25 protein-coding genes are annotated in these 25,536 nt (G+C 66.8%); 14 read left to right on the top strand and 11 right to left on the bottom strand.

The features are described from left to right. Window positions 1–324: 324 nt before the first annotated feature. The 3 genes from ASE28_RS17240 to ASE28_RS17230 all read right to left on the bottom strand — a co-directional run bounded on the left by ASE28_RS17240 (window position 325) and on the right by ASE28_RS17230 (window position 2,718). Window positions 325–528, bottom strand: a complete 204-nt coding sequence (locus tag ASE28_RS17240) for a YjfB family protein (RefSeq protein ID WP_057203132.1) — start codon at window positions 526–528, stop codon at window positions 325–327. A gap of 97 nt (window positions 529–625) precedes the next feature. Next, on the bottom strand, window positions 626–2,041 hold the full coding sequence (locus ASE28_RS17235; RefSeq protein ID WP_057267717.1) for a dihydrolipoyl dehydrogenase: 1,416 nt from the start codon (window positions 2,039–2,041) through the stop codon (window positions 626–628). An 83-nt stretch (window positions 2,042–2,124) separates the two neighbouring features. Continuing rightward, the gene (locus ASE28_RS17230) at window positions 2,125–2,718 is read right to left on the bottom strand and encodes a YigZ family protein (protein WP_057267715.1); all 594 of its coding nucleotides are present in this window, start codon (window positions 2,716–2,718) and stop codon (window positions 2,125–2,127) included. 296 nt (window positions 2,719–3,014) lie between these two features. Here ASE28_RS17230 and ASE28_RS17225 point away from each other — a divergent pair, with 296 nt between their 5' ends. Then, window positions 3,015–3,221, top strand: a complete 207-nt coding sequence (locus ASE28_RS17225) for a hypothetical protein (RefSeq protein ID WP_057203129.1) — start codon at window positions 3,015–3,017, stop codon at window positions 3,219–3,221. A 29-nt stretch (window positions 3,222–3,250) separates the two neighbouring features. Here ASE28_RS17225 and ASE28_RS17220 read toward each other — a convergent pair whose 3' ends face one another. Both ASE28_RS17220 and ASE28_RS17215 read right to left on the bottom strand, forming a co-directional pair. Then, the gene (locus ASE28_RS17220) at window positions 3,251–3,781 is read right to left on the bottom strand and encodes a GNAT family N-acetyltransferase (RefSeq protein ID WP_057267713.1); all 531 of its coding nucleotides are present in this window, start codon (window positions 3,779–3,781) and stop codon (window positions 3,251–3,253) included. After that, the gene (locus ASE28_RS17215) at window positions 3,778–4,722 is read right to left on the bottom strand and encodes a bifunctional helix-turn-helix transcriptional regulator/GNAT family N-acetyltransferase (protein WP_057267711.1); all 945 of its coding nucleotides are present in this window, start codon (window positions 4,720–4,722) and stop codon (window positions 3,778–3,780) included. The genes ASE28_RS17220 and ASE28_RS17215 overlap by 4 nt, the downstream gene beginning before the upstream one ends. Before the next feature lie 170 nt (window positions 4,723–4,892). Between ASE28_RS17215 and ASE28_RS17210 the strand changes: the two genes are divergently transcribed. Genes ASE28_RS17210 through ASE28_RS17200 form a run of 3 tightly spaced genes read left to right on the top strand, consistent with a single transcriptional unit; the run spans window position 4,893 to window position 9,080 of the window. Next, window positions 4,893–7,280, top strand: coding sequence for a YgiQ family radical SAM protein (locus ASE28_RS17210; protein WP_057267708.1), 2,388 nt, complete (start codon window positions 4,893–4,895; stop codon window positions 7,278–7,280). A gap of 13 nt (window positions 7,281–7,293) precedes the next feature. Further along, window positions 7,294–8,064 carry a helix-turn-helix transcriptional regulator gene (locus ASE28_RS17205; protein ID WP_057267705.1) on the top strand — a complete coding sequence of 257 codons (771 nt, stop codon included), beginning with the start codon at window positions 7,294–7,296 and terminating at the stop codon, window positions 8,062–8,064. Window positions 8,065–8,120: 56 nt separating this feature from the next. After that, window positions 8,121–9,080, top strand: coding sequence for a DMT family transporter (locus tag ASE28_RS17200; protein WP_082608112.1), 960 nt, complete (start codon window positions 8,121–8,123; stop codon window positions 9,078–9,080). Here the strand turns inward: ASE28_RS17200 and ASE28_RS17195 are convergent. The 4 genes from ASE28_RS17195 to ASE28_RS17180 form a co-directional block, all read right to left on the bottom strand. Then, window positions 9,029–11,446 carry an EAL domain-containing protein gene (locus ASE28_RS17195; protein WP_057267703.1) on the bottom strand — a complete coding sequence of 806 codons (2,418 nt, stop codon included), beginning with the start codon at window positions 11,444–11,446 and terminating at the stop codon, window positions 9,029–9,031. The two genes, ASE28_RS17200 and ASE28_RS17195, sit on opposite strands and share 52 nt — an antisense overlap. Window positions 11,447–11,739: 293 nt before the next feature. Next, a complete protein-coding gene (locus ASE28_RS17190; protein ID WP_057203123.1) occupies window positions 11,740–12,204 on the bottom strand; it encodes a hypothetical protein in 465 nt (154 codons plus the stop codon). Between the two features lie 110 nt (window positions 12,205–12,314). Further along, window positions 12,315–13,007 carry a DUF1294 domain-containing protein gene (locus ASE28_RS17185; protein ID WP_057267701.1) on the bottom strand — a complete coding sequence of 231 codons (693 nt, stop codon included), beginning with the start codon at window positions 13,005–13,007 and terminating at the stop codon, window positions 12,315–12,317. Between the two features lie 14 nt (window positions 13,008–13,021). After that, entirely contained in the window at window positions 13,022–13,915 is an 894-nt protein-coding gene (locus ASE28_RS17180; protein WP_057267699.1) for a CoA transferase, read from the bottom strand. Between the two features lie 132 nt (window positions 13,916–14,047). Here ASE28_RS17180 and ygiD point away from each other — a divergent pair, with 132 nt between their 5' ends. Further along, window positions 14,048–14,950, top strand: coding sequence for a 4,5-DOPA dioxygenase extradiol (ygiD, locus tag ASE28_RS17175; RefSeq protein WP_057267697.1), 903 nt, complete (start codon window positions 14,048–14,050; stop codon window positions 14,948–14,950). Here ygiD and ASE28_RS17170 read toward each other — a convergent pair. Further along, window positions 14,919–15,536: a nucleotidyltransferase family protein gene (locus tag ASE28_RS17170; RefSeq protein WP_200963961.1), complete on the bottom strand. Its 618-nt coding sequence runs from the start codon at window positions 15,534–15,536 to the stop codon at window positions 14,919–14,921. The genes ygiD and ASE28_RS17170 overlap by 32 nt on opposite strands. Beyond that, on the bottom strand, window positions 15,529–16,725 hold the full coding sequence (locus tag ASE28_RS17165; protein WP_057267695.1) for an amino acid aminotransferase: 1,197 nt from the start codon (window positions 16,723–16,725) through the stop codon (window positions 15,529–15,531). Before ASE28_RS17165 ends, ASE28_RS17170 begins: the two co-directional genes overlap by 8 nt. 105 nt (window positions 16,726–16,830) lie before the next feature. Between ASE28_RS17165 and uvrB the strand changes: the two genes are divergently transcribed. The 9 genes from uvrB to dnaQ all read left to right on the top strand — a co-directional run bounded on the left by uvrB (window position 16,831) and on the right by dnaQ (window position 25,497). After that, window positions 16,831–18,921 carry an excinuclease ABC subunit UvrB gene (gene uvrB / locus ASE28_RS17160; RefSeq protein ID WP_057267693.1) on the top strand — a complete coding sequence of 697 codons (2,091 nt, stop codon included), beginning with the start codon at window positions 16,831–16,833 and terminating at the stop codon, window positions 18,919–18,921. A gap of 288 nt (window positions 18,922–19,209) precedes the next feature. Next, window positions 19,210–19,746 carry a Fe-S cluster assembly transcriptional regulator IscR gene (gene iscR / locus ASE28_RS17155; RefSeq protein WP_057203117.1) on the top strand — a complete coding sequence of 179 codons (537 nt, stop codon included), beginning with the start codon at window positions 19,210–19,212 and terminating at the stop codon, window positions 19,744–19,746. Window positions 19,747–19,854: 108 nt separating this feature from the next. Then, on the top strand, window positions 19,855–21,069 hold the full coding sequence (locus ASE28_RS17150) for an IscS subfamily cysteine desulfurase (RefSeq protein ID WP_057267691.1): 1,215 nt from the start codon (window positions 19,855–19,857) through the stop codon (window positions 21,067–21,069). A 37-nt stretch (window positions 21,070–21,106) separates the two neighbouring features. After that, complete coding sequence (iscU, locus tag ASE28_RS17145; protein WP_057203115.1) at window positions 21,107–21,505, top strand: Fe-S cluster assembly scaffold IscU; 399 nt, start codon at window positions 21,107–21,109, stop codon at window positions 21,503–21,505. 6 nt (window positions 21,506–21,511) lie between these two features. Continuing rightward, window positions 21,512–21,835, top strand: coding sequence for an iron-sulfur cluster assembly protein IscA (gene iscA / locus ASE28_RS17140; protein WP_057203114.1), 324 nt, complete (start codon window positions 21,512–21,514; stop codon window positions 21,833–21,835). Window positions 21,836–21,932: 97 nt separating this feature from the next. Continuing rightward, window positions 21,933–22,451, top strand: a complete 519-nt coding sequence (gene hscB, locus ASE28_RS17135; RefSeq protein WP_057267689.1) for a Fe-S protein assembly co-chaperone HscB — start codon at window positions 21,933–21,935, stop codon at window positions 22,449–22,451. Window positions 22,452–22,534: 83 nt separating this feature from the next. Continuing rightward, window positions 22,535–24,403, top strand: a complete 1,869-nt coding sequence (hscA, locus tag ASE28_RS17130; RefSeq protein WP_057267687.1) for a Fe-S protein assembly chaperone HscA — start codon at window positions 22,535–22,537, stop codon at window positions 24,401–24,403. A gap of 40 nt (window positions 24,404–24,443) precedes the next feature. After that, window positions 24,444–24,782, top strand: a complete 339-nt coding sequence (gene fdx / locus ASE28_RS17125) for an ISC system 2Fe-2S type ferredoxin (RefSeq protein WP_057203111.1) — start codon at window positions 24,444–24,446, stop codon at window positions 24,780–24,782. A 1-nt stretch (window position 24,783) separates the two neighbouring features. Next, the gene (gene dnaQ, locus ASE28_RS17120) at window positions 24,784–25,497 is read left to right on the top strand and encodes a DNA polymerase III subunit epsilon (RefSeq protein WP_057203110.1); all 714 of its coding nucleotides are present in this window, start codon (window positions 24,784–24,786) and stop codon (window positions 25,495–25,497) included. Window positions 25,498–25,536: the final 39 nt, after the last annotated feature.

The following is a 25,536-nucleotide window of genomic DNA, read 5'->3' as shown; positions in this document are numbered from 1 at the left end:
ATTTTTCGCCTTTCAAGTGGATATGGAATGCACTGCATCGCGCACAGCCGTTGGTGGCCAGTGCGGCACCTCCCGCCAACTGCCTTGCCACCGTGCGGTACATGGAATGCGCATTGCAGTGACAGGCAGGGCTACTCTTCATTCACCAGTCTACCTACATCTTGTAACGATGCCGGTGGCCGTTGCGCACGAGGGGCTTCTGTGCCGCCATGGCAGGGAGGCCGCCACCCGCAGGGCCAGGCAAAGGCACAAAAAAATGCCGCCTCTAGGGGCGGCTTGGGAGGGGCTTACCTTGGAGAAAAAGGGAAGATTCCGGTCCAGTGGTCAGGCAAAGGTGTTGACCTGGGTGCCCAGCGAGCCCGAGGTGGCCAGCGGTGGCTGGGGCAGGGCCTGCAGCAGCGTGGCGGCCGAAGTGGCCTGGATGTCCAGCGCCTTCTTCAGCACGGTGATGTTGATGGCGTCCGAAGTCTCGCGGCTGGCCAGGGCCGTGGCGGTGTTGACGATGCTGTTGGTGAGTGCGACATCCATGCGGGTTCTCCGAATCTTGTCTCTCTTATCGGCATTCTGCGCCTGAAATGAAGGGCGTTTGCGCACTGTTACATCCTGGGGCGCCGTGCGGCCCCCTTCATTCCAGCGCGGCAACCCCGATGGGCGTGCAGGCCGCCAGGTCCGATGCGCTGGCGTCGGGAAGATGGCGGGCGGCATTGCGCAAGGCCGTGCGCAGGCCTTCCTCCAGCACCGGGTGGTAGATGGGCATGCCCAGCAACTGGTGCACCGTGAGCTTTTGCTGCACGGCCAGCGCCAGCAGGTGGGCCAGGTGCTCGCCGCCGGGGGCGCACATCTCGGCGCCCAGCAGCCGGGCGCTGCCCTTGTCCGCATACACGCACAAGCGCCCCTGGTTGCGCAGGGCGGCTCGGGCCCGGCCCTGGCTGTCGAAGTCCACGGCGCCCACCACGGTGTGTGCCGGATCCAGTTGGGAAAAGGGCACGCCGACCACCGCCACATTGGGGTCGCAGAACACGATGGCCAAGGGCACACGGCGCACGAAGCGCGTGGGCTCGGCCGCCAGGGCATTCATGCCGGCGATATGGCCTTCGTCGGCGCCCTCGTGCAGCAGTGCGGCATCGTCGTTGGCATCGCCCGCCAGGAACACGCGCAGCTTGCCGATCTGCTGGGTCTGTCGATCGACGTGGGGCATGCCTTTTTCATCCAGCGGTTCGCCCAGGGTCTCAAGCCCCAGGTGCTCGATGTTGGGCGTGCGGCCCATGGCTGCGATGACGTGGTCGACCACCACGCGGTTGGCGCCGCTGCTGACCTCGATGCCACCGGGCACCTCGCGCAGCTCGGCCTTGGCATGGGTGTGCAGCACCATTTCCTTTTTCAGCAGTGCCGCCAGTTCGGCATTCAGGGTCGGGTCGCTCAGGCCGCCCAGCGTGTGGCCGCTGGTGAAGGCCGCTACCTCCAGGCCCAGGCGCGCCAGGGCCTGCGACAGCTCCACGCCGATGGCGCCCATGCCGATTACCGCCACGCGCGGGCCCAGGGTCTGCTGCTCGAACAGGGTGTCGGTGGTCAGGATGCGGTCGCCAAGGGCCAGCCACTCCTCGGGCACCACGGGCCTTGAGCCGGTGGCGATGATGATGCTGTCGGCGTGGTAGCGCACGCCGCCTACGTCCACCGTGTGCGCATCCAGCAACACGGCGCGGCCCGAGAGGCTGGCGCCGCCCAGGTCGTCGGTGGCCTGCATCGCGCCGGCCACGAAATCGTCGCGCAGCGCCCGCACGCGCTGCAGCACGGCGGGGAGGTCGGCCGTAAGGCCATCTGCGCCCCGGATGCCGAATTCGCCGAAGGCGTGGCGCCGGTGGAAGGCGTTGGCCGCCTCGATCAGGGTCTTGGACGGCATGCAGCCCACGCGGGCGCAGGTGGTGCCCCAGGGCCCGTCATTGACGATCAGGTAGCGCTCGGTGCGCTTGCGCACCTCGCGCAGGGCGGCCAGGCCAGCCGTGCCTGCGCCGATGATGATGGTGTCGAGCGGCTGGCCCATGGATCGCGTCTCCCGAGGTGCATTGGAGCCGGTAGTTTGAAGGGCGTGGCACCCTGGGCTTGTAGGCGGGTTGCCCAATGTGTTCAGGCGGCGGTATCGGTCCAGCCCACCCGGCCCTGGCCTTGGTCATTGACGCGCAGCACGAAGGCGTCGGCCTGCGCTTGCGGCAACCGCATCTGCAGGGTGACCAGCGAGCCGTGCTGCACGTCGATCAGCTCGGCACCGGCGGCCTCCACCTCCCGGCGCAGCAGGCCTTCCAGCGCATAGGGCACCATGCACTGCAGCGTGGCCATGCGCTGCAAAATGATTTTGGGCGCCGTGAGCAAGGCCTGGGCGATGGTGTCGGTGTAGGCCCGCACCAGCCCGCCCGCGCCCAGTTTCACCCCGCCGAAATAGCGCACCACGGCGGCCTGCACGCCCTCCAGGTCCTGGTGGCGCAGCACGTCCAGCATGGGCCGGCCGGCCGTGCCGCCGGGCTCGCCATCGTCCACGGCGGCCGACTGCCCGCCCGCGAGCAGCGCCCAGCAGACATGTGCGGCGCCCGGGTGTTGCTTCCACAGCGCGTCCACGGCGGCCTGCGCACTGGCGCGGTCGGCCATAGGCTGCACGCAGCCGATGAAGCGGCTCTTCTTGATGATGAGCTCACTGTGGGCGGGGGCTGCAAGGGTCTGTGGCATGGGGCGCAGAGCATAAGGCACAGCGGATTGCGTTTTTGTGCGTTGCCCACGCCACTCGGCGGCAGGGCCTGTACACCGGCATCCCCCAGATGGGTGTGGTGCAAATGCCTCACCTGCGGCGCTGGAGGTGGCAGTTATGTGACGCCTGTCACAGCCGCGCGCCCGCTGGTCGGGCTCGGGCCTGTAAGTGTGCGTTCTGTCACAAGCGCAGACGCGGTGCGTTCCTACACTTGACCCCATAGCCGATAACTATTCTCGGCAAACAACAAGCAAGCAAACGTACCCAAGGACCCGCCATGTTCGCACTGCCATTGACCGCCTCCCTCCCCAGCACCCTGGCCAGCCACGTGTTCGGCCGCTTCGCTGCATCTTCCACGCCACGCATGGCCGTGCAGTCTCCTGCCGCTGCCGCCAGCGCCCTGCGGGCCGATGCGGCGACCGATTTCGAGGACGAGGAAGAGTTCGACCTGGCCCAGCGCGTGCGTGAAGTGGGTGAGTGGTAAGAACTATCGGCGCATGGGGCGGCGGCTGCTTATGCGGCCGTGCTGTCGACCGGGCGTGACATGAGCACGCTGGTGTAGTTGGTGAGCGGCCTCCAGTCGCATTCGCCGACCACTCGGTAGCCCCAGGATTCGTACATCGCAATCAATGCATGGGCCGGTTGGGCGGTGTCCAGTGCCAGGGTGGCGGCCCCGGCATTGCGCGCCCTCTGCACCAGCTCCGCGTGCAGCAACTTCCCCAGGCCGTGGCCCTTGAAGCGGGGCGCCACGCAGAACTGCGTGATGGACCAGACAGTGCTGTCGCGGTACAGCGCCACCTTCGACTCCGGCTGCGGCGCTCGCAGCGTGGCCGTGGCCGCATAGTCCCCTTCGATTTCCATGACCAGTGCCAGGCCCGAGGCCAGGCGCTTGGCCGTGTCCTCCACTGTCTGGTGGGTGGCCCAGTAGCGCAGGCCCTTGGCGGCATGCGGTGCGTAGGCCGAGTGGATGAGCGCCGTCAGCCGCTCCAGGTCGTCGTGCGGGGTGAGCAGGCGCAGGGTGGGTGTTGAAGAGGGGCGGGTCATAGCTTGAGCGACCAGGTTTCTCCCACCAATTGTTGCCCGAAGTCCTCGTACGGCTCCGACTTGTCGAGGGTGAAACCCCGTTTGGCATAGATCGAACGTGCGGTAATGAGACAACTATTGGTCCACAGCACCATTTTTTTGTAACCCTTGGCACGCGCAAAGGCGATGCATTCGTCCGTCAAACGAGCGCCCAGGCCCAGGCCGCGGGCCTTGGGCGAGAGGATCAGCATGCGCAGCTTGGCCGCGGTGGCCGACTTGCGCACCAAAAAGATGGCGCCCACGCGCTCGCCGTCGAGCTCGGCGATCCAGCATTTTTCCCAGGCCGGCTGAAACTTGCGCACGAACTGCGCCGCGATGTCGGCCACCAGGGCCTCGAAGCGCATGTCCCATCCGTATTCGCGGGCGTAGATTTCGCCGTGCTGCTGCACCACCCAGCCGATGTCGCCCGGCACCGGGTCGCGCAGCACGGCCACCTTTGCAGGGCCGCCGGTGGCTGCGGCGGGCTCAAGTAATGCCTCGATGCGTTCCATGGCCTGCACCAGTTCCTGCTGGCGGGGGGCTGGCAGGGGGGCGAGCAGGGCGGCTGCCTCGTCGCGCGAGCGCTGCTGCAGCGGGGCAAAGGCGGCGTGCCCGGCAGGCGTCAGCGTGAGTTCGCTCTGGCGCGCATCCTTGGCGCTCGGCGTGCGGCTGATCCAGCCCGCACCCTCGAAGCGCCGCAGGATGCGGCTCAGGTAGCCGCCGTCCAGCCCCAGTTCGCGCGCCAGTTCGCTGGCCACCAGGGCGTCGCGGTGGGCCAGTTCATAGAGCACGCGCACGTCGGTCAGCGATAGCTCGCTGCCCAGGTAGGGGTCGAGTACGCCAATGCGACGCGTGAAGAAACGGTTGAAACGCCGGACGGCCTTGACTGCGTCAGCGGGGACTTCGGGGGGGCTGTTTCTCATGGTTGATTGCCTCTGTCATTCAATTGATTGACTTTGGCAAGTATATCCTTGCATGCATGGCCGGACGAGGGGTAGGACAAAGCGATGCAAGGCGACAAAAAGGGCCCGCCAACGTAAAATCGCGGGTTATCCATAGCGGCCTCGCCCATTCGAGGTCTCGCACCCCCCACATGAACGCCCCTGTCGACGTCTCCTTTTTCGCGCGCGCAGCCAAGCCGCTGACCAGCTATCGCCCCTATTGGGCGAAGCGCTTCGGCACGGCCAAGTTCCTGCCGATGAGCCGCGCCGAGATGGAGCAACTGGGCTGGGACAGCTGCGACATCATCCTGGTGACGGGTGATGCCTATGTGGACCACCCGAGCTTCGGCATGGCCGTGATCGGCCGCACGCTGGAGGCCCAGGGCTTTCGCGTGGGCATCATCGCCCAGCCCGACTGGCAGAGCGCCGACCCGTTCAAGGCACTGGGCAAGCCCAACCTGTTCTGGGGCGTGACGGCGGGGAACATGGATTCCATGATCAACCGCTACACGGCGGACCGCAAGATCCGCAGCGATGACGCCTACACCCCGGGCGACATCGGCGGCAAGCGCCCCGACCGTGCGGCCATCGTCTACAGCCAGCGCTGCCGCGAAGCCTACAAGGACGTGCCCATCATCTTGGGCGGCATCGAAGGCAGCCTGCGCCGCATTGCCCACTATGACTACTGGAGCGACAAGGTGCGCCGCTCGGTCGTGGTCGATGCCAAGTGCGACCTGCTGCTGTACGGCAATGCCGAACGCGCCCTGGTCGAGGTGGCGCACCGCCTGGCCGCGCGCGAGCCCGTGGAGCAGATCACCGACGTGCGCGGCACGGCCTTCGTGCGCCGGCCTGACGACGAGACCGGCAAGGGCTGGTTCGAGATCGACTCCACCAGCGTGGACGAGCCGGGCCGGGTCGAGGCGCACATCAACCCCTACATGACGACCAGCGAGCAGGCCGCCGCCCAGGGCAGCACCTGCAGCAAGGAAGATGGCACGCTGGATGCCGAGGCCGGCGCAGCCGCTGCGGCCGAGCCCAATCCCGCCATCCGGCCCATGCTGTTCGTGGCCAACCCGGCGCTCAAGGCCAAGCTCAAGGTGCCGCCGCGCGACCGCAGCGTGATCCGCCTGCCCAGCTTCGAGCAGGTCAAGAGCGACCCGGTGCTGTATGCCCATGCCAACCGCGTGCTGCATCTGGAGACCAACCCCGGCAACGCGCGCGCCCTGGTGCAGGCGCACGGCGAGGGCGTGACCGCCCGCGACGTATGGATCAACCCGCCACCCATCCCGCTGACCACGGCCGAGATGGACTACGTGTTCGACCTGACCTACGCGCGCGGCCCGCACCCGAGCTACGCCGACGAGAACGGCAGCCACGAAGGCACGACCAAGATCCCGGCGTGGGAGATGATCCGCTTTTCGGTCAACATCATGCGCGGCTGCTTCGGCGGCTGCACCTTCTGCTCGATCACCGAGCACGAGGGCCGCATCATCCAGAGCCGTTCCGAGGACTCCATCATCCAGGAGATCGAGGACATCCGCGACAAGGTGAGCGGCTTCACCGGCACCATTTCGGACCTGGGTGGCCCCACGGCCAACATGTACCGCCTGGGCTGCAAGAGCCCCGAGATCGAGGCCGCCTGCCGCAAGCCCAGCTGCGTGTACCCGGGCATCTGCTCCAACCTGGGCACCAACCACGACCCGCTGATCAAGATCTACCGCCGCGGCCGTGCGCTCAAGGGCATCAAGAAGATCCTGATCGGCTCGGGCCTGCGCTACGACCTGGCCGTGAAGAGCCCCGAGTACGTGAAGGAGCTGGTGCAGCACCACGTGGGCGGCTACCTCAAGATCGCGCCCGAGCACACCGAGCAGGGCCCGCTCACGAAGATGATGAAGCCTGGCATCGGCAGCTATGACAAGTTCAAGCAGATGTTCGAGAAGTTCAGCGAAGAGGCGGGCAAGAAGCAGTTCCTGATCCCATACTTCATCGCCGCGCACCCAGGCACCAGCGACGAGGACATGATGAACCTCGCCATCTGGCTCAAGAAGAACGGTTTTCGCGCCGACCAGGTGCAGACCTTCTACCCGAGCCCCATGGCCACGGCCACGGCCATGTACCACAGCAACAAGAACCCGCTGCGCAAGATCACGCGCGACAGCGAGGGTGTGGACATCGTGCGCGGCGACAAGCGCCGCCGCCTGCACAAGGCCTTTTTGCGCTACCACGACCCGAACAACTGGCCGCTGCTGCGCGACGCGCTCAAGGCCATGGGCCGCGCCGACCTGATCGGCAACGGCAAGCACCACCTGATCCCGACCTTCCAGCCGCTGACCGATGGGGGCTACCAGAGCGCACGGCGCAAGAACTCCACCCCGGGTGGAGCCAAGGCCGCCACGCCTGGCGTGGCATCCAAGCCGTCGCAGGGCGTGGCGCTCAAGTCCACGCAGCCGCAAAAGGGCCGCATGCTCACCCAGCACACCGGCCTGCCACCGCGCGTGACCGGCTCGGCCAAGCCCTCGGCCGGCCGCAAGGGCCGCTAGCCACGGCCCTCCCATGCCGCAAGAGCGCATCCTCTACGCCGACACCGCTGCGTGGCGGGTGGAGCGGGTGGTCAAGCCGGCGGGCGCGGCCCATGCCGGCAACCCCGTCTACCAGGTGGCTACGCCACGTTGGGTCTTCCCGGTGTGCGGCGTGTCCGAGTTCCATGTGCAGGGGCGGCAGGTGCTGCTTGACGGGCTGACCGTGGTGGCCCTGCCCACCGGGCTGCCGTACCAGATCCGCGAATGGCAGGCCGCGCCGCGCAGCCACATGGTGGTCAGCATGCAGCCGGGCTGCGCATCGGCCGGCAGTCCAGAGAGTGCACTTGCATGGACGCTGCCACCCCGGGCCCTGTGGCAGCTGCGCCTGCATTGGCGTGCGCTGGCGCAGGGGCGAGAGCAGGCCACCGGGCCCGTGTTTGGGCAAGGGATGTTGTGCGACAGCGGCATGGCCCATGCGGCCGTGGCGCGCGCACGGCGCTTCATGGCCACGCGCACGGCGGCGGCAGACGGCCAGGCCTGGTCGCTGCACGACGTGGCCGATGCGGCTTGCTGCTCTTACTTCCATCTCGCTCGCCTGTTCCGCGCCCACACCGGCCTGCGCCTGCATTCCTACCGCGAGCAGTTGCGGCTGGCCGCGGCGCTGCAGCGCCTGGACGAGGGGGAGGGCGACCTGGCGGCCCTGGCGCATGACCTGGGCTACAGCAGCCAGAGCCACCTGGGCACCGCGTTCCGCCGCGCAGTCGGCGTGACGCCGGCGCAGGCCCGGCAGGCACTGCAGGGCTGATGATCTCCGCAGGATTCTGATATCCGCACCGGGGGTGCTGCGCCCAGACTGCGGGCATGCCTGTCTTCGCCTCCTTGTTTCGCCGCCTGTGTTCCTCCATTCCGTCGCCCTGGATCGGCTGGCTGGCGGCTCTGGCTGCCGCGCTCATCGGCAGCGGCTGGCAGCTTGCGTCGCGCCATGGCGTCACTACCACGCTGGGGCCTGTCGAGCTGGCCGTGCTGCGCTATGCCATTCCTGCGCTGGTCCTGGCACCGCTGTGGCTGCGGCGCTGCGGGTGGCCGGCAGGCCTGTCGTACAGGCGCTGTGCGCTGCTGGTGCTGTGCGGCGGCCTGCCGTTCGGGCTGGTGGTGCTGGCCGGCGCGCGGTGGGCGCCTGCGGCGCACATGGGCATCTTCGTGGCGGGCAGCCTGCCGGTGTTCACCGCGCTGGGCGGCTGGCTGGTGTCCGGGGAGCGGCCGGCGCCTTCGCGCCTGCTGGGCCTGGCGCTGATCGTGGCGGGCATGGCGGCCTTCGGGGCCGCCGGCTGGCGCACGGTGGAGGGTGCCTGGCGCGGCGACCTGTTGTTCCTGCTGGCGGCGCTGCTGTGGTCCGTGTACACGCTGGCGTTCCGCAGCAGCGGCCTCACGCCATGGCAGGGCGCTGCCGTCGTGAATCTGGGCTCGGCCCTGCTGTTGCTGCCCGTGCTGCTGGTAGCGGGCGCCCCGCGCCTGCTCTCGGCACCCTGGAGCGATGTGGCCTGGCAGGCGCTGGGGCAGGGCGTGGCGGCCGGGCTGCTGGGCCTGGCGGTCTACAGCGTGGCGATTGCACGGCTGGGCCCGGCGCGGGCTGCCCTGTCCGCAGCATTGGTGCCTTTGCTCACGGCGGCGGGTGGGGCCTGGTTGCTGGCCGAGCCGGTGTCTGGCGCCTTGCTGACCGCCGTGCTGCTGGTGGTACCTGGCCTGGCGCTGGGCAGCGGGGCTCTGGCTCAACCCTTGCGCAGGCAGTCGGCCAGCGGGACGGGCCGCGAGAGCGCATAGCCCTGCGCATGGTCCACGCCGATGGAGCGCAGCGCATCGACGATGGCCGTGGACTCGGCAAATTCGGCGATGGTCTCCTTGCCCATGACATGGCCGATGTGGTTGATCATCTCCACCATGGCCCGGTTGGTCGGGTCGTCCAGCAGGTCGCGCACGAAGCTGCCATCGATCTTGAGGTAGTCCACCGGCAGGTGCTTGAGGTACGTGAAGGAGGACATTCCCACGCCGAAATCATCAAGCGCGAAACGGCAGCCCAGTTGCTGCAGGTCCTTCATCAGCCGCACCGCGCTGGGCAGGTGGGAGATGGCGCTGGTCTCGGTGATCTCGAAGCACAGCCTGTGCGCATCCACCCCCGACTGCTCGATTTCGCTGCGGATGTACTTGAGCAGGCTCTCGTCGCCCAGGCTGGTGCCCGAAAGGTTGATGGCACAGGTGTGCACCGGTAGGCCATCCGTGGCCTGGTGCTGCGCCAGCAGGGCGAGCGTGTGCCTTACCACCCAGCGGTCGATGGCGGGCATCATGCCGTAGTGCTCTGCTGCGGGGATGAAGCAGCCGGGGGATACGAGCTCTTCATGGTTTTCGGCAAGGCGCAGCAGCACCTCCAGGTGCATGCCCATGCTGGCACCCTGTAGGGCCGTGATGGTCTGCGCATACAGCCGAAACCGGTCGTGCTCCAGCGCGAGGCGCAGGCGCCGCACCCAATCCATGTCGCCTTCACGGCGGCTCATCTCGATGTCTTCCGCCTGGTAGATGAAGACCTGGTTGCGCCCGCCCTCCTTGGCGCGGTAGCAGGCCATGTCGGCCACGCGCATGGCTTCCTGGATGGTACTGAGCGCGGGGATCAGCTGCACCATGCCGATGCTCAGGCCGGTGGAGAGTTGCCGCCCCTCCCACAGCACGCGCAGTTCGTGCCCGGCCTGGCGCAGTTGCTCTGCAATGCGTGCCGAGGGGCCGGGCGGGCAGTCCTTGAGCAGGATGCCGAACTCGTCCCCGCCCAGCCGCGCCAACGTGTCGCCCTCGCGCAGGTGGCTTTGCAGCATGCGGCAGACCCCGCGCAGCATCTCGTCGCCAGCCTGGTGGCCGCAGGTGTCGTTGATGAGCTTGAACTGGTCCAGGTCCACGTAGAGCAGGGCGCCTTCGCGCCCCATGGCACGCGGCTGGGCGAGCAGGGCCTCCAGCCGGCGCTCGAACTCGCGCCGGTTCACCAGGCCCGTGAGTGCATCGTGGCTGGCCTGCCAGGACAGCTGCTCCACATAGTGCTGTTCGCGCGTCACGTCGTGCAGCACCAGCACCACCCCGCGAGGCTGGGCCTGGTGGTGGATGGGCGAGCCCACCAGTTTGATGGGCACCAGGCTTTGGTCGGGCCGCACCACGGTCGGCGTGAAGCCATCGCGGTGCGTGGGTCCGCCGCGCAGCACCCGCTCCACCAACTGGTCGGCGCCCAGCGGGCCCGTGCCGTCATTGAGCTGCAGCACCTGGGCCAGGGGGCGACCGGTGGCCTCCTGCGCCGCCATGCCCACCAGGGCCTCGGCGGCGGGATTGAGGTACAGCACCCTGCCATGCAGATCGGTGGTCACTACGGCATCGCCAATGGCTGCCAGCGTGACATGCGCCTGCTCGCGCTCCGCGTCGAGTGCCAGCTCCGCACGCTGTCGCTGGGCCAGCAGCGCCCTGGTGTGCCAGGTGGTCAGCAGAATCAGCACGGCGGCCATGCCCATGTTGGCCCAGAGCAGCCATTGCACGATGCGCCGGGAGCTGTCTCCCAGTGATGTACTGAAAGCGCGGGCGGCCGGCGTGGCGCCCGCATTGATGGCACGGATGCTGGCCTGCCAGCCGCGGCGCGTGGCAGCGTCCACCAGCCCTGCGGCATGGCCCTGCCGAATCTCTTCGGCCAGCAGCTGCAGGCTGGCAATGTGCTGGTCTCCGACCAGCCAGTGGGCCAGCGGCTGCTGCATGATCTCGAAGTGGTGGAACCAGCGCAGCAGCCAGATCAGGCTGTCGATGTCATCGGGGTGGTTCTCGCCGCGGGCGAATCCCTCGCGTGCGGCGTTCAGGTCGATGGGGTGTGATTCCAGCAGGGCCAGCCGGGCCGCCTTGTCGCCCAGGGGGGCCTCGACGGCCTTGCGGTACTGCGCGTAGGCGTCTGGGGAGCCGGTAGCGGCGTAGCGGTCCAGGTAGTAGATGGCGTCCTTTTGCCCCTTGGTCCAGAGGCTCTCGCCGGCCACGAAGGCCCGCACGGCGGACAGCACATACAGGCTACCCGAGGCGCAAGCGGCAAGCAAAAGCACCATCAGCAGGAAAGGCCAGGTGATCCGCAGCGTCGAACGCAGCGGTCCTTGGCCTGGTGGCTCGCGCGCGTTGGTCATGCACGGCGGCTGCTGTTGCGCTTCAGGGCCCTGCGGCCCGGTGCGCCTGGAGCGGGCTTGTGTGGCTGGACAATCCCATACCGGTTCCTCCCATGCGGTGGGCTACATCTGCTCCCCAGGCCACCGAGCCGGTGGGTGAGCGAGCGTGCGAGCCTTGGCCGCGCAAGACCACTATATCGGCAACCGGTCGGCTTGGCACCAAATCCTTGGCTGCAGGCACTGCGGCCGCAGATGTGGAAAAACCCGCGTGCCTTGCGGAGCGCGGGTTCGGGGTGGGGTGGCCGGGGGAGGGATCAGCTCGTCGCTGCGTGCGTCCCTACCACCACAGACTGGGTCTTCTCGTCCGGCACCGGCGGCGTGACCAGGTCTTCGATGATGAAGGTGCGGTAGTAGAAGGCCGTGGCAGCGCCTTCGGGAGCGATGGCCGCGACCACCGTATCGGGTTCGTCCTTGCTGTCCATCTGGATCAGCAGGCCGTGGTGGCCGGTACCTGCCAGGTCGGCAATGCGGCGCACCATGTCGCCTTCGGCGCCTACGGAGGGCAGGGGCGCATCGGCAGTGCCCAGTGTGCGCACGATGTCGGCCATGATGGCCTCGGGGCTGGCATAGGCCAGTTCGCCCTTGTGGCCGGCAGCTTCGAGTGCCGTCGCCGCCTGGCGCACGCAGTCCTCGTCGGGGAACAGGGCGAACACATGCCCTGTGGGATAGAACACGCCGCCCATATTGGTCATGGTGGAGTCAAGAATCATTGGCTTCATGGCCGTCTCCTTTGGAGGGGTGGATACTTCTTCCATTGGAGCCGTTGGCAATGTCGCCGTGTGTAGTCCCAGGGACAATTTACCTGTCATCACACATTGGGGCTGTTCCTTCAGCCGATCCAGCGCATCACCCAGGCCGCAAGGCCTGCGCAGTGCAGCACCACCGTTGCCCAGTAAACGACCCGGAACTCGGCCTTGCTCGACTTGTGTCGCAGTGTCTGCTGCGCCACCCAGGCGCCGGGCCATCCGCCCGCCAGTGCCAGCAGGTGCAGGTTCTTCTCTGGCACGCGCCACTGGCCTCTTTGCGCGGCGCCCTTGTCCATGGCGTAGACGACATAGGTCAGCAGATTGACTGCGGCGGCAGCGCCCAGCAGCCACAGGGGCAGCCGTGCGCTCCAGACGCCCCAAGCCAGCAGGGCGACCCACAGCACCATCAGGAGCAGCGCAGGCCCGGTGGATGCCGCGCTGCCCGCGTGGTTTGTGCGCATACGCTGCGGACGGCGGGGTGCGGGCGCTGGTGCCTTGCTCGGCTGGCGTGCCTGCGGTGCCTTCGGCGCGGTGCCCTTGCCGCGTGCCGTGGTGCCGGCCGCCGCCTGCGTGCCCACGGGCTGCACCGCCATGGCACGAGGTCCCTTGCCGCCCACGTGGATCTCTTCGTACACCACGGCCTGACCTTCGCGCGGCACGCCGCCGCCGCGGAAGTCCCGCACGTGGAAGAACACATCCGCATCCGTCTCCGGGCTGCGGATGAAGCCAAATGCGCGCTCCGCGTTCCAGCGCGCCACGGTCCCCTGCTTTTGCATGGCGTCGGCTCCAATCAGGCCAAGGTGTGCAGGGGGATGTCCTGGGCCTGCCCCAGGGCATCGAGCTGCGCGCGGGTCTGCGTGCGCAGGAAACCGGCCACCGCCTCGTGGGTGGCGGGGGCGCGCAGTACCTGGGCGTCGCCCGTGGCGGGCAGGCCGGCGGCCGCGCACAGGCTGGCGGCAAAGTGGGGCTCCAGCGCGGCCACGGCCACGCGGCCGTCGGCGCAGGGGTAGATGCGGTAGCCGGCGTGGTTGCCGCCCACGTCACCCTCGGGTGTGGTCAGGCCCCAGTCACGCGGCTGGGCCAGCCAGGCCGCAGCATCCGCCAGGGCCACCTCGATGCAGACCCCGTGGCCGGTGTGGGCACGTTCCAGCAGGGCCTGCAGCACGGCTTCGCTGGCCATCAGCGATCCGCCCATGTCGGCGTACAGGGTGGGCGGCATCTCGGTGCCGGTGACCAGGCCGGCATCGGCCAGGTAGGTGAGGTCGTGGCCCGGCTCCTCGGCGCGCCCGGCGGCGGCACCGACGATGCGCACCAGCGACAGGCGCGGGTATTTCGTCTGCAGGGCTTCCCAATCCAGGCCAAGCTTGGCCAGGGCCGAGGGGCGAAACGAGGTGATCAGCACATCGGTGCGCGCCAGTTCCTCGTGCAGCGTGGCCTGGCCCTCGGCCGTCTTGAGGTGGGCATGCAGCACCCGCACGCCCTGGTGCAGCGAGGCATAGGCCGCCGGGCTGTAGATGCCCATCGGGTCGGCGCTTGGGTAGCCGGCCACCGGCGGCGGTTCGAGCTTGGTGCATTCGGCGCCCATGCGCGCGCAGCGCATCAGCGCGGCGGGGCCGGGCAGGTTCAGGGCAAGGCTCAGGACGCGGGTGTTGCGCAGGGGTTGGGGCGGGGTGGTGGTGGTCATGTCTCTTTATGGGAATGGAAGGACTGCGATGCACGGGCACCCGATGGCCGGAACTTTGGCCAGGCCGAGCGCTCACTCCCTGCGTTATACAAAATTTGTTACCTTCTCCCATTCATGCACCGCAGAACCTCTTTGGCCGCCCTCGCTGGCCTGGCCATTTTTCCGGGAGTTACCGTGACCTCGCTCAGCAGTGCCGCCGCCTTCCCCGCGTTGCAAGCCCTCAAGCCGTCGCCGCGCATGCCGGTGCTGTTCGTGGGCCATGGCAGCCCGATGAACGCCATCGAGGACAACGCCTGGCGCCGTGCCTGGGAGGCGCTGGGCACGGAGCTGATGGCGCGCGCGGTGCAACCCCAGCTCATCCTGTGCATCTCCGCCCACTGGCTTACGAAGGGTGGCTGGCAGCTCACGGGCATGGCCAGCCCCAAGACAATCCACGATTTCGGCGGCTTTCCGCAGGCGCTGTTCGACCAGCAGTACCCCGCGCCGGGCGCACCGGCCGTGGCGCGCAGCCTGGCCCGAGAGCTGAAATCACCGGCCACCGGCGCGGCGCTGGGGGTGGACGAGGGCGACTGGGGCCTGGACCACGGCACCTGGTCGGTGCTCAAGCCCATGTTCCCCAAGGCGCAGATCCCTGTGCTGCAGTTGAGCATGGACTACAGCCGTGCCCCGGCCGAACACTATGCGCTGGGCCGGCAGCTGGCGGCGCTGCGCGAGCGCGGCGTGCTCATCGTGGGCAGCGGCAATGTGGTGCACAACCTGCGCGTGACGCGCCGCGGCACGGCGGCCAACGAGGCCTATGACTGGGCCCAGGAGTTCGATGTCGTGGTGCAGGACCAGATCAAGAAGGGCCAGCTCGGTGCGCTGGCGGACTTTCTGAAGCTGGGCCCCGTGGCGAAACAGGCCCATCCCACCCATGAGCACTACCTGCCTCTGCTGTATGCGGCCGGGGCGGTGCAATCGACCGAAATGCCGCGCTTCTTCAATACCGGCTTCCAGTCGGCGTCTATTTCGATGCGCTCGGTGCTGTGGGGGTGAATTCACGCTCGATGCGCAGCCAGGGCCAGCGCTGCTGGTAGCTTTGCGCCTTGGCATCGAACAAGGGCAGGTGCGGGCAGGCATGGTTGGGCCGCAGGATGCCCGCGTACAGCTCATCGAGTCCGTAAGGCGCATGCAGTACCGGGCCTGAAGGCGTCGGTTGCAATCCCACGCAGGTGCAGGGCACCAGAAAGCGGCCAATGCCCTCGCGCGCCGAGGTGAGGGCGGTGTAGGGGTAGCCGAACCATTCCTCGTACCACAGGTGTACGCGCGCCTGGTTCTTGGCTTCCACGGTGATGGGCAGGTCGGCGAACAGGGCTGCGGCACGCGCCTGCACGGCCTCTTCGGCGGCGGCCGACAGGTCGCCCGCGTCAAAGTAGAACAGGTCGTAGTCCTTGATGCGCGCATCGGGCGCATGGCCAGCGTGCAGGTTCCACACCGTCTGGAACAGGCAGCCCGCGACCAGCCAGGCATCGGGCAGGCCCATAAGCGGCAAACGCTCCAGAATGGCCGCGTTGTGCGGGTTCTGGAGCGCCTGGCTCACAAAGCGGTGCCGCAGCACCGCTTCATCGTCGAAATCAGACAACTTTTGCGATGGATTGGCAGACGTAGTCGATGTTCTTGCTGTTCAGCGCAGCAACGCACATGCGGCCGGTGTCGGTGCCGTACACGCCGAATTCGCTGCGCAGGCGCACCATCTGGTCCTTGGAGAGGCCCGAGTAGCTGAACATGCCGATCTGGGTGGTGATGAAGGACATGTCCTGCTTCACGCCGGCGGCCTTCAGGCCGTCGACCAGCTTCTGGCGCATGGCCTTGATGCGCACGCGCATTTCGGCCAGTTCCTTCTCCCACAGGGCGCGCAGCTCGGGGTTGCCCAGCACGGCAGCCACTACGGCGCCGCCGTGGATGGGTGGGTTGGAGTAGTTCGTGCGGATCACGATCTTGAGCTGGCTCAGCACGCGGCTGGCTTCTTCCTTGTTGGCGCACAGCACCGACAGGCCGCCCACGCGCTCGCCGTACAGGCTGAAGCTCTTGCTGAACGAGGTGGAGACGAAGAAATTCAGGCCGGCGGCCACGAACTTGCCGATCACGGCGCCGTCTTCGGCGATGCCATGGCCAAAGCCCTGGTAGGCCATGTCCAGGAAGGGGGTGAGGTTCTTCGCCTTGACGGCGGCGATCACCTGGTCCCATTGGTCGGCGGTGATGTCGTAGCCGGTGGGGTTGTGGCAGCAGGCGTGCAGCACGACGATGGTGCCGGCCACGGCCGCGTTCAGGCTGGCCAGGAAGCCTTCGAAGTTCACGCCGCGCTTTTCGGCGTCGTAGTAGGCGTAGCTGTCGACTTCGAAGCCCGCGTTGGTGAACAGCGCGCGGTGGTTTTCCCAGCTCGGGTCGGAGATCAGCACCTTGGCGTTCGGGCTCACCTTCTTGAGGAAGTCAGCGCCGATCTTCAGGCCGCCGGTGCCGCCGATGGCCTGCACCGTGGCCACGCGGCCGGAGGTCACGGGCTCGCTGTCGGCGCCGAAGACCAGGCCCTTGACGGCATTGTCATAGGCCACGATGCCGTCGATGGGCAGGTAGCCGCGGGCCGTGGGGGTCGACATCATGGTCTTTTCAGCGGCCTGCACGCATTGCAGCAGGGGCAGCTTGCCGTTGTCGTCGAAATACACGCCCACACCCAGATTGACCTTGTTGGGGTTGGTGTCAGCAGCAAATTGCTCGTTGAGGCCCAGGATGGGGTCGCGGGGTGCCATTTCGACGGCGGTGAACAGAGACATGAAAATCCTTGAAAGGTTGTCAGTAGCGAAGAATCCGGGCGTGGTGTAACGTGCCAGGTTCCGCCGATTTTAACGGCTAGCCCCCACCAACCGTTGACCTACCCCATGCTGGAAATATCAGAAGTCATACCGGATCAGCAAGACGGCGAGTTCGTGCGCTTCCCCGATTCGCCGTTCGAGCTGTTCCAACCGTACCCTCCTGCGGGCGACCAGCCCGAGGCCATCCAAAAGCTCGTCGAGGGGCTGAACGACGGCGAAGCCTTCCAGACCCTGCTCGGGGTGACCGGCTCGGGCAAGACCTTCACCATGGCCAACGTGATCGCCCGCATGGGCCGTCCGGCCATCGTGTTCGCGCCCAACAAGACCCTGGCGGCGCAGCTGTACAGCGAGTTCCGCGAGTTCTTTCCGAAGAACGCCGTGGAATACTTCGTGAGCTACTACGACTACTACCAGCCCGAGGCCTATGTGCCCCAGCGCGACCTGTTCATCGAGAAGGACAGCGCGATCAACGAGCACATCGAGCAGATGCGCCTGTCATGCACCAAGAGCCTGATGGAGCGCACCGACGTGGTCATCGTGGCCACCGTGTCGGCCATCTACGGCATTGGCGAGCCCGAGAGCTACCACCGCATGGTGATGACCTTGCGCACCGGCGACAAGCTGGGCCAGCGCGACGTGATCGCCCAGCTGATCCGCATGCAGTACCAGCGCAACGAGGCCGATTTTTCGCGCGGCAAGTTCCGCGTGCGCGGCGACACCATCGACGTCTTCCCGGCCGAGCACTCGGAGCTGGCCATCCGCATCGAGCTGTTCGACGACGAGATCGAGAGCCTGCAGCTGTTCGACCCGCTCACGGGCCGCGTCAAGCAGAAGATCCCGCGCTTCACCGTTTACCCCAGCAGCCACTACGTGACGCCGCGCGACAAGGTGCTGGCGGCCGTGGAGACCATCAAGATCGAGCTGGCCGAGCGCTTGAAGCAACTGCTTGCCGATGGCAAGCTGGTGGAGGCCCAGCGCCTGGAGCAGCGCACCCGCTTCGATCTGGAGATGCTCAGCGAGGTAGGGCACTGCAAGGGCATCGAGAACTACACGCGCCACCTGTCGGGCGCCGCGCCGGGCGACCCGCCGAGCACGCTGACCGACTACATGCCCAAGAACGCGCTGATGTTCCTGGACGAGAGCCACCAGATGATCGGCCAGCTCAACGCCATGTACAGCGGCGACCGATCGCGCAAGACCACGCTGGTGGAGTATGGCTTTCGCCTGCCGTCGGCGCTGGACAACCGGCCGCTGAAGTTCGAGGAGTTCGAGCAGCGCATGCGCCAGGTGGTGTTCGTCTCGGCCACGCCGGCCGACTACGAAAAAACCCATGCCGGCCAGGTGGTGGACCAGGTGGTGCGCCCCACGGGCCTGGTGGACCCTATTGTGGAGGTGCGCCCCGCCACCCACCAGGTGGATGATGTGCTGCAGGAGATCCGCATCCGCGCCGAGAAGCGCGAGCGCGTGCTCATCACCACGCTGACCAAGCGCATGGCCGAGCAGCTCACTGACTACCTCACGGACAACGGCGTCAAGGTGCGCTACCTGCACAGCGACGTGGACACGGTGGAGCGCGTGGAGATCATCCGCGACCTGCGCCTGGGCGCCTTCGATGTGCTGGTGGGCATCAACCTGCTGCGCGAAGGGCTCGATATCCCCGAGGTGTCGCTGGTGGCCATTCTGGACGCCGACAAGGAGGGCTTCCTGCGGGCCGAGCGCAGCCTGATCCAGACCATAGGCCGTGCGGCGCGCAACCTGAATGGCCACGCCATCCTGTATGCCGACCGCATCACCGACTCCATGAAAAAAGCCATGGGAGAGACGGAACGCCGGCGCATCAAACAGATCGCACACAACGAGGCCCACGGAATCACGCCGCGCAGCATTGTCAAGAGGGTAAGAGACCTGATTGACGGCGTCTATAGCGAGAAAGCGGGCAAGGATGCCGAGCGCCTGGAGCAGGAAACGATGCAGCGCGCCAAGGTGGAGGACATGTCCGAGAAGGATGTGGCGCGCGAGATCAAGCGGCTGGAGAAGGCCATGCTCGACCATGCGCGCAACCTCGAGTTCGAGCAGGCGGCCCGTGTGCGGGACCAGCTCACGCGCCTGAAGGACCAGGCCTTCGGTGCGCATGGCAATGATTCCGTGGCCTTGTGAAAGCGAGTTTGCACCCCGACATGAGGACGGGGAAGCGCATTCCTGGCGAATTGGGCGGTCAGTAAAAACGCGTATGGGGAAATAGTGACCCGATGGTTTCTTATCCCGACTGATTCGATAGGGATTTGTGCTATACTCCTACAAACTACTCAAGAACAAAGCCCAGCGATGAAGGGCTCCGCAGCGGACAACTGTGCGGAGTAAGGGGCGGAGACGGTGTCGTTGCTGGCCAACAGTCAGCAGTCGGCAGTTTCTACAACGAACAAGCCTTAGCACAAGGAGCTTGCGATGCGTCTCACTACCAAAGGCCGTTTTGCGGTCACCGCCATGATTGACCTGGCCCTGCGCCAGAACAACGGACCCGTCACCCTGGCTGCCATCAGCCAGCGCCAGCAGATTTCGCTGTCCTACCTGGAACAGCTGTTCGGCAAGTTGCGCCGCCATGAACTGGTGGAATCCACCCGTGGCCCCGGCGGCGGCTACACCCTGGCCCGCAAGGCGGGCGACATCACGGTGGCCGACATCATCGTATCCGTGGACGAACCCATTGACGCCACCCAGTGCGGCGGCAAGGAAAACTGCCTGGGCGAAGCCGGCCGTTGCATGACGCACGAGCTGTGGGCCTCGCTGAACCAGCGCATGGTCGAGTTCCTCGACTCCGTCACGCTGCAAAAGCTGGTGGAAGAGCAACTGGCCAAGGGTGTGCAGATCGAAGACAAGCCGATCGTGCGCCGCGCCATCTCGACCACCCCGGTGGTCAAGCCGATCCGTGTGAATGCACCGAATTCGGTGTTCGCACTCGGCAACGTGTTCGCCAAGTCCTGACCTCCAGGTCGATCATGCCGGCCCTGGGGTCGGCACCGCCCTGAACGTTTTTTACTGTACTGCCCCTTGTTGTTTGCAAGCCAGCAACCTTCCTGAGCCAGCCACGCCATGACTCCACACTTTCCCATCTATCTCGACTACGGCGCGACCACGCCGGTGGACCCCCGCGTGGTGGACGCCATGATCCCCTGGTTGCGCGAGCACTTCGGCAACCCGGCATCGCGCAGCCATGCCTGGGGCTGGGAAGCGGAAGAGGCCGTGGAAAAGGCGCGTGTGCAGGTGGCCGAGTTGATCAACGCCGACCCGCGCGAGATCGTCTGGACCAGCGGCGCCACGGAATCGATCAACCTGGCCCTGAAGGGCGCGGCCCAGTTCTATAAGGGCAAGGGCAAGCACCTGATCACGCTCAAGACCGAGCACAAGGCCGTGCTGGACACCGTGCGCGAGCTCGAACGCCAGGGCTTTGAAGCCACCTACCTCGACGTCAAGGAAGACGGCCTGGTGGACCTGGAGGCCCTGAAGGCCGCCATCCGCCCCGACACGGTGCTCGTGAGCATCCTGTTCGTGAACAACGAGATCGGCGTGATCCAGGACATCCCGGCCATCGGCGCACTGTGCCGCGAAAAGGGCGTGCTGCTGCATGTGGATGCCGCGCAGGCCACCGGCCGCGTCGAGATCGACATGAATACCCTGCCCATCGACCTGATGAGCATGACCGCGCACAAGACCTACGGCCCCAAGGGCGTGGGCGCCCTGTACGTGCGCCGCAAGCCCCGCGTGCGCCTGGAAGCGCAGATGCACGGGGGCGGCCATGAGCGCGGCATGCGTTCGGGCACCTTGCCCACGCACCAGATCGTGGGCATGGGCGAGGCCTTCCGCATCGCCAAGGAAGAAATGGCCGAGTCCAATGCCAAGGCGCTTGCTCTGCAGCAGCGCCTGCTCAATGGCCTGAAGGACATCGAACAGGTGTTCATCAACGGCAGCATGGAACGCCGCGTGCCACAGAACCTGAACATGAGCTTCAACTTCGTCGAAGGCGAATCGCTCATCATGGGCATCAAGGGCCTGGCCGTGTCGTCGGGCTCTGCCTGCACCTCTGCCAGCCTGGAGCCCAGCTACGTGCTGCGAGCCCTGGGCCGCAGCGACGAGCTGGCCCACAGCAGCCTGCGCATGACCATCGGCCGTTTCACGACCGAGGAAGAGATCGACTACGCCATTGGCACCATCCGCGAGAACGTCGCCCGCCTGCGCGAGCTGAGCCCGCTGTGGGAGATGTACCAGGACGGCATCGACATCAGCACCATCCAGTGGGCTGCGCACTGACCGAATTGCATTTTGAAGAATTGAAGAGGTACACATCATGGCTTATTCAGACAAAGTGGTTGACCATTACGAGAACCCCCGCAACGTGGGCTCGTTCGACAAGGGTGACGATTCGGTGGGCACCGGCATGGTGGGCGCGCCCGCCTGCGGCGACGTGATGAAGCTGCAGATCAAGGTGAACCCCGAAACCGGCGTGATCGAAGACGCACGCTTCAAGACCTATGGCTGCGGCTCGGCCATCGCCTCGTCCTCGCTCGTGACCGAATGGGTCAAGGGCAAGACGCTGGACGAAGCGGCTGCATTGAAGAACAGCGTGATCGCCGAAGAGCTGGCCCTGCCGCCCGTCAAGATCCACTGCTCCATCCTCGCGGAAGACGCCATCAAGGCCGCAGTGCTCGACTACAAGACCAAGCACGCTGCCGCAGTGGCTGCCTGATCGACCATGGCCATCACGCTGACCGAAGCCGCTGCGCGGCACGTGACCCGCTACCTGTCCCGCCGGGGCAAGGGGCTGGGCGTGCGCCTGGGCGTCAAGACCACGGGCTGCTCGGGCCTGGCCTACCAGCTTGAGTACGTGGACGACAGCGCGCCTGAAGACGTGGTGTTCGAGAACCACGGCGTGAAGTTGCTGATCGACCCCAAGAGCCTGGCCTACATCGATGGTACCGAGCTCGACTTCGTGCGCGAGGGCCTGAACGAAGGCTTCAAGTTCAACAACCCGAACGAACGCGACCGCTGCGGTTGCGGCGAGAGCTTCCGCGTCTAGTCGCTTGCTGTGCCGGCCCTGGTGCCGGCGCCGACTGCCCAGCCAAACCGCCATCGCACCTCTGTGCTGGCGGTTTTTTCTTGACCCTTTCCCCTCCATGAACCTGCAATCCGACGATTTCGAGCTGTTCGGCCTGGCGCAGCGCTTTGCACAGGAGCGCAGCGCCATCGATGCGCGCTGGAAAGAGCTGCAGCGTGAGGCCCACCCCGACAAGTTCGCGGCCCAGGGCGCTGCGGCCCAGCGCGTGGCCATGCAGTGGTCGGTGCGCATCAATGAGGCCTACCAGCGCCTGAAGGACCCGCTGCGCCGCGCCGCCTACCTGTGCGAGCTGCGCGATGCGCCGATCCGCGCCGAGGACAATACGGCCATGCCGGCGGCCTTTCTGATGCAGCAGATGGAATGGCGCGAAGCGCTCGAAGACGCAGAGGGTGAGGCCGCCCTGGAGGCCCTGGACGGCGAGGTGCAGCAGGCGCGGCGCGCGGCGCTGGCCCGCTGCGGCCAGTTGCTGGACGAGGAGGGCGATGCCGCTGGCGCGGCGCGCGAGGTCAGAGCCCTCATGTTCATTGCGCGATTTGCCGACGACATCGAACGCCGCCGGGATCAACTGGGACAATAGAGGTTAGTGGGGCTTGCCCCCTTTCCTGCGGGCCGCGCGGCGGGCCTGCAGACAACGTAGAACACGACGACAAGAATCACTCCATGGCGCTTTTGCAGATCTCCGAACCCGGCCAGTCCCCCGACCCGCACCAGCGGCGCTTTGCCGTGGGCATTGACCTCGGTACCACGCATTCCCTGGTGGCGGCCGTGCGCAACGGCGTGGCCGAATGCCTGCCCGATGACCAGGGCCGGGTGCTGCTGCCCTCGGTGGTGCGCTACCTGGAGGCGGGTGGCCGCCAGATCGGGCACGACGCCGTGGCCGCGCAGGTGGAGGACCCGCGCAACACCATTGCCTCGGTCAAGCGTTTCATGGGCCGGGGCCTGGCCGACGTGGCCGATGCCGCCAAGCTGCCCTACGACTTCGTGCCCCCGGCCGACAGCGCCCTGGGCATGGTGAGCCTGGCCACCGTGGGCGGCGTGAAGTCGCCGGTGGAGGTGAGCGCCGAGATCCTGGCCACGCTGCGCTACCGCGCCGAAGACACCTTCAACGACGACCTGTACGGTGCCGTGATCACCGTGCCCGCGTATTTTGACGACGCCCAGCGCCAGGCCACCAAGGATGCGGCCCAACTGGCCGGCATCCACCTGCTGCGCCTCATCAACGAGCCCACGGCTGCTGCCATTGCCTACGGGCTGGACAATGGCAGCGAGGGCGTCTACGCCGTGTACGACCTGGGTGGCGGCACCTTCGACATCTCCATCCTGCGCCTCACGCAGGGCGTGTTCGAGGTCATCGCCACGGGCGGCGACTCTGCCCTGGGCGGCGACGACTACGATGCCGCCCTGGCCGAGTGGGTGCTGCAGCAACTGGGCCGCACGGTGGAGGCGCCCGGCGACAAGGTCGCGGCCCGCATGGCGGCCCGCGCCTGCAAGGAGGCGCTGAGCGCCGCCGACAGCGCCACCTTCACCGCACAGCTGGCGGGCGAGGGCGTGCAGCACGCCGTTTCGCGCGCGGATTTCGAGGCCGCCACGGCGCCGCTCACGACGCGCTCCATGGTGGCCGTGCGCCGTGCGCTGCGCGATGCGCAGCTCACCCGCGAGGAAGTGCAGGGTGTGGTCATGGTCGGTGGCTCCACCCGCATGCCGCAGGTGCAGCGCGCCGTGGCCGACTTCTTCGGCACCACGCCGCTGACGAACCTGGACCCCGACGAGGTGGTGGCCCTGGGCGCCTCGATCCAGGCCAACCAGCTGGCTGGCAACAACACGGCGGGCGACCTGCTGCTGCTCGACGTGATCCCGCTGTCGCTGGGCATCGAGACCATGGGTGGCCTGGTGGAGCGCATCGTGGCGCGCAACGAGACCATTCCCACCGCCAAGGCGCAGGATTTCACCACCTACAAGGACGGCCAGACCGCCTTGGCGATCCACGTGCTGCAGGGCGAGCGCGACCTGGTGCAGGACTGCCGGAGCCTGGCGCGCTTCGAGCTGCGCGGCATTCCGCCCATGGCGGCCGGAGCGGCGCGCATCCGCGTGACCTTCACCGTCGATGCCGATGGCCTCTTGAGCGTGAGTGCGAAGGAGCAGGGCAGTGGGGTGGAGGCACGCATCGACGTGAAGCCCTCCTACGGCCTCTCGGACGACGAGATCGCCCGCATGCTGCAGGACGGCTTTGCCACCGCCGCGCAGGACATGCGTGCCCGCGCCGTGGTCGAGGCCCGCGTGGACGCCGACCGCATGCTGCTGGCCACCCAGAGCGCACTCGACGCCGATGGCGACGTGCTCTCGGCGGCAGAGCGCGCCGGTATCGACGCCCTGATGCACGCCCTGCGCCAGCAGCGCGAATCCGAGGACGCCGCCGTGATCGAAGCCGCCACCGAAGCCCTGGCCAAGGGCACGGAAGCCTTTGCCGCGCAGCGCATGAACCGCGGCATCCAGCAGGCGCTGGCCGGCCGCAACGTGCAGTCCTTCTGACCGCTCCTTTTTCATCCCTTACAAGAACAAGACGCCCGCCATGCCCGTCATCCGAATCCTGCCCCACCCGGAATACTGTCCTGCCGGCGCCGAAATCACGGCGCCTGCCGGCACCTCGATCTGCGAGGCCATGCTGGACAACCACATCGACATCGAGCACGCCTGCGACATGAGCTGCGCCTGCACCACCTGCCACGTCATCGTGCGCCAGGGCCTGTCCTCGCTCAACGATGCCGAAGAAGAAGAGGAAGACCTGCTGGACCGCGCCTGGGGCCTGGAACCCCAATCGCGCCTGTCCTGCCAGGCCATCCTGGCGCAAACCGATGTGACCGTGGAAATCCCCAAGTACACGATCAACCACGCGAAAGAGAATCACTGACATGACACGGCAGATCGTTCTCGATACCGAAACCACCGGCCTCTCGGCCGAAGGTGGCGACCGCATCATCGAACTCGGTTGCGTGGAGCTGTTCAACCGCAAGCTCACCGGCAACAACCTGCATTTCTACTTCAACCCGGGGCGCGACAGCCACGAGGACGCGCTCAAGGTCCACGGCATCAGCAACGAGTTCCTGCGCGACAAGCCCAAGTTCGCCGAGCTGGCGCCCGACATCCTCGAGTACCTGAAGGACGCCGAGGTCATCATCCACAACGCGGCCTTCGACGTGGGCTTTTTGAACAAGGAGCTCGAGCTCACGGGCCGCCCGCCGCTCAAGACCTATGTCGGCAGCGTGACCGACACCCTGGCCATGGCCAAGGAGATGTTCCCCGGCAAGCGCAACTCGCTGGATGCCCTGTGCGACCGGCTGGAGGTCGACAACTCGGGCCGCACGCTGCACGGCGCCTTGCTCGATGCCGAGCTGCTGGCCGACGTCTACATCAACATGACGCGCGGGCAGGATGCGCTGCTGGTGATCGACGACACGGACGACAGCGCCGGCGGCATCAGCGTGGCTGCCATCGACCTGAGCGCCCTGGTGCTGCCCGTGCTGCCCGCCAGCGAACAGGAAGTGGCGTCGCACGCCGATGTGCTCACGCAGATCGACAAGGCCAGCAACGGCAAGACAATCTGGCGAAAATTCCAGACGGCCTGAAAAGTTGGGCTATAATCGAAGGCTTGTCGCAGCGACAAA

This window comes from Acidovorax sp. Root219 (assembly GCF_001428665.1).
GTDB lineage: Bacteria > Pseudomonadota > Gammaproteobacteria > Burkholderiales > Burkholderiaceae_C > Acidovorax.
The sequence above is the reverse complement of the archived record's forward strand: the minus strand, read 5'-3'. Positions and strand labels throughout refer to the sequence as shown.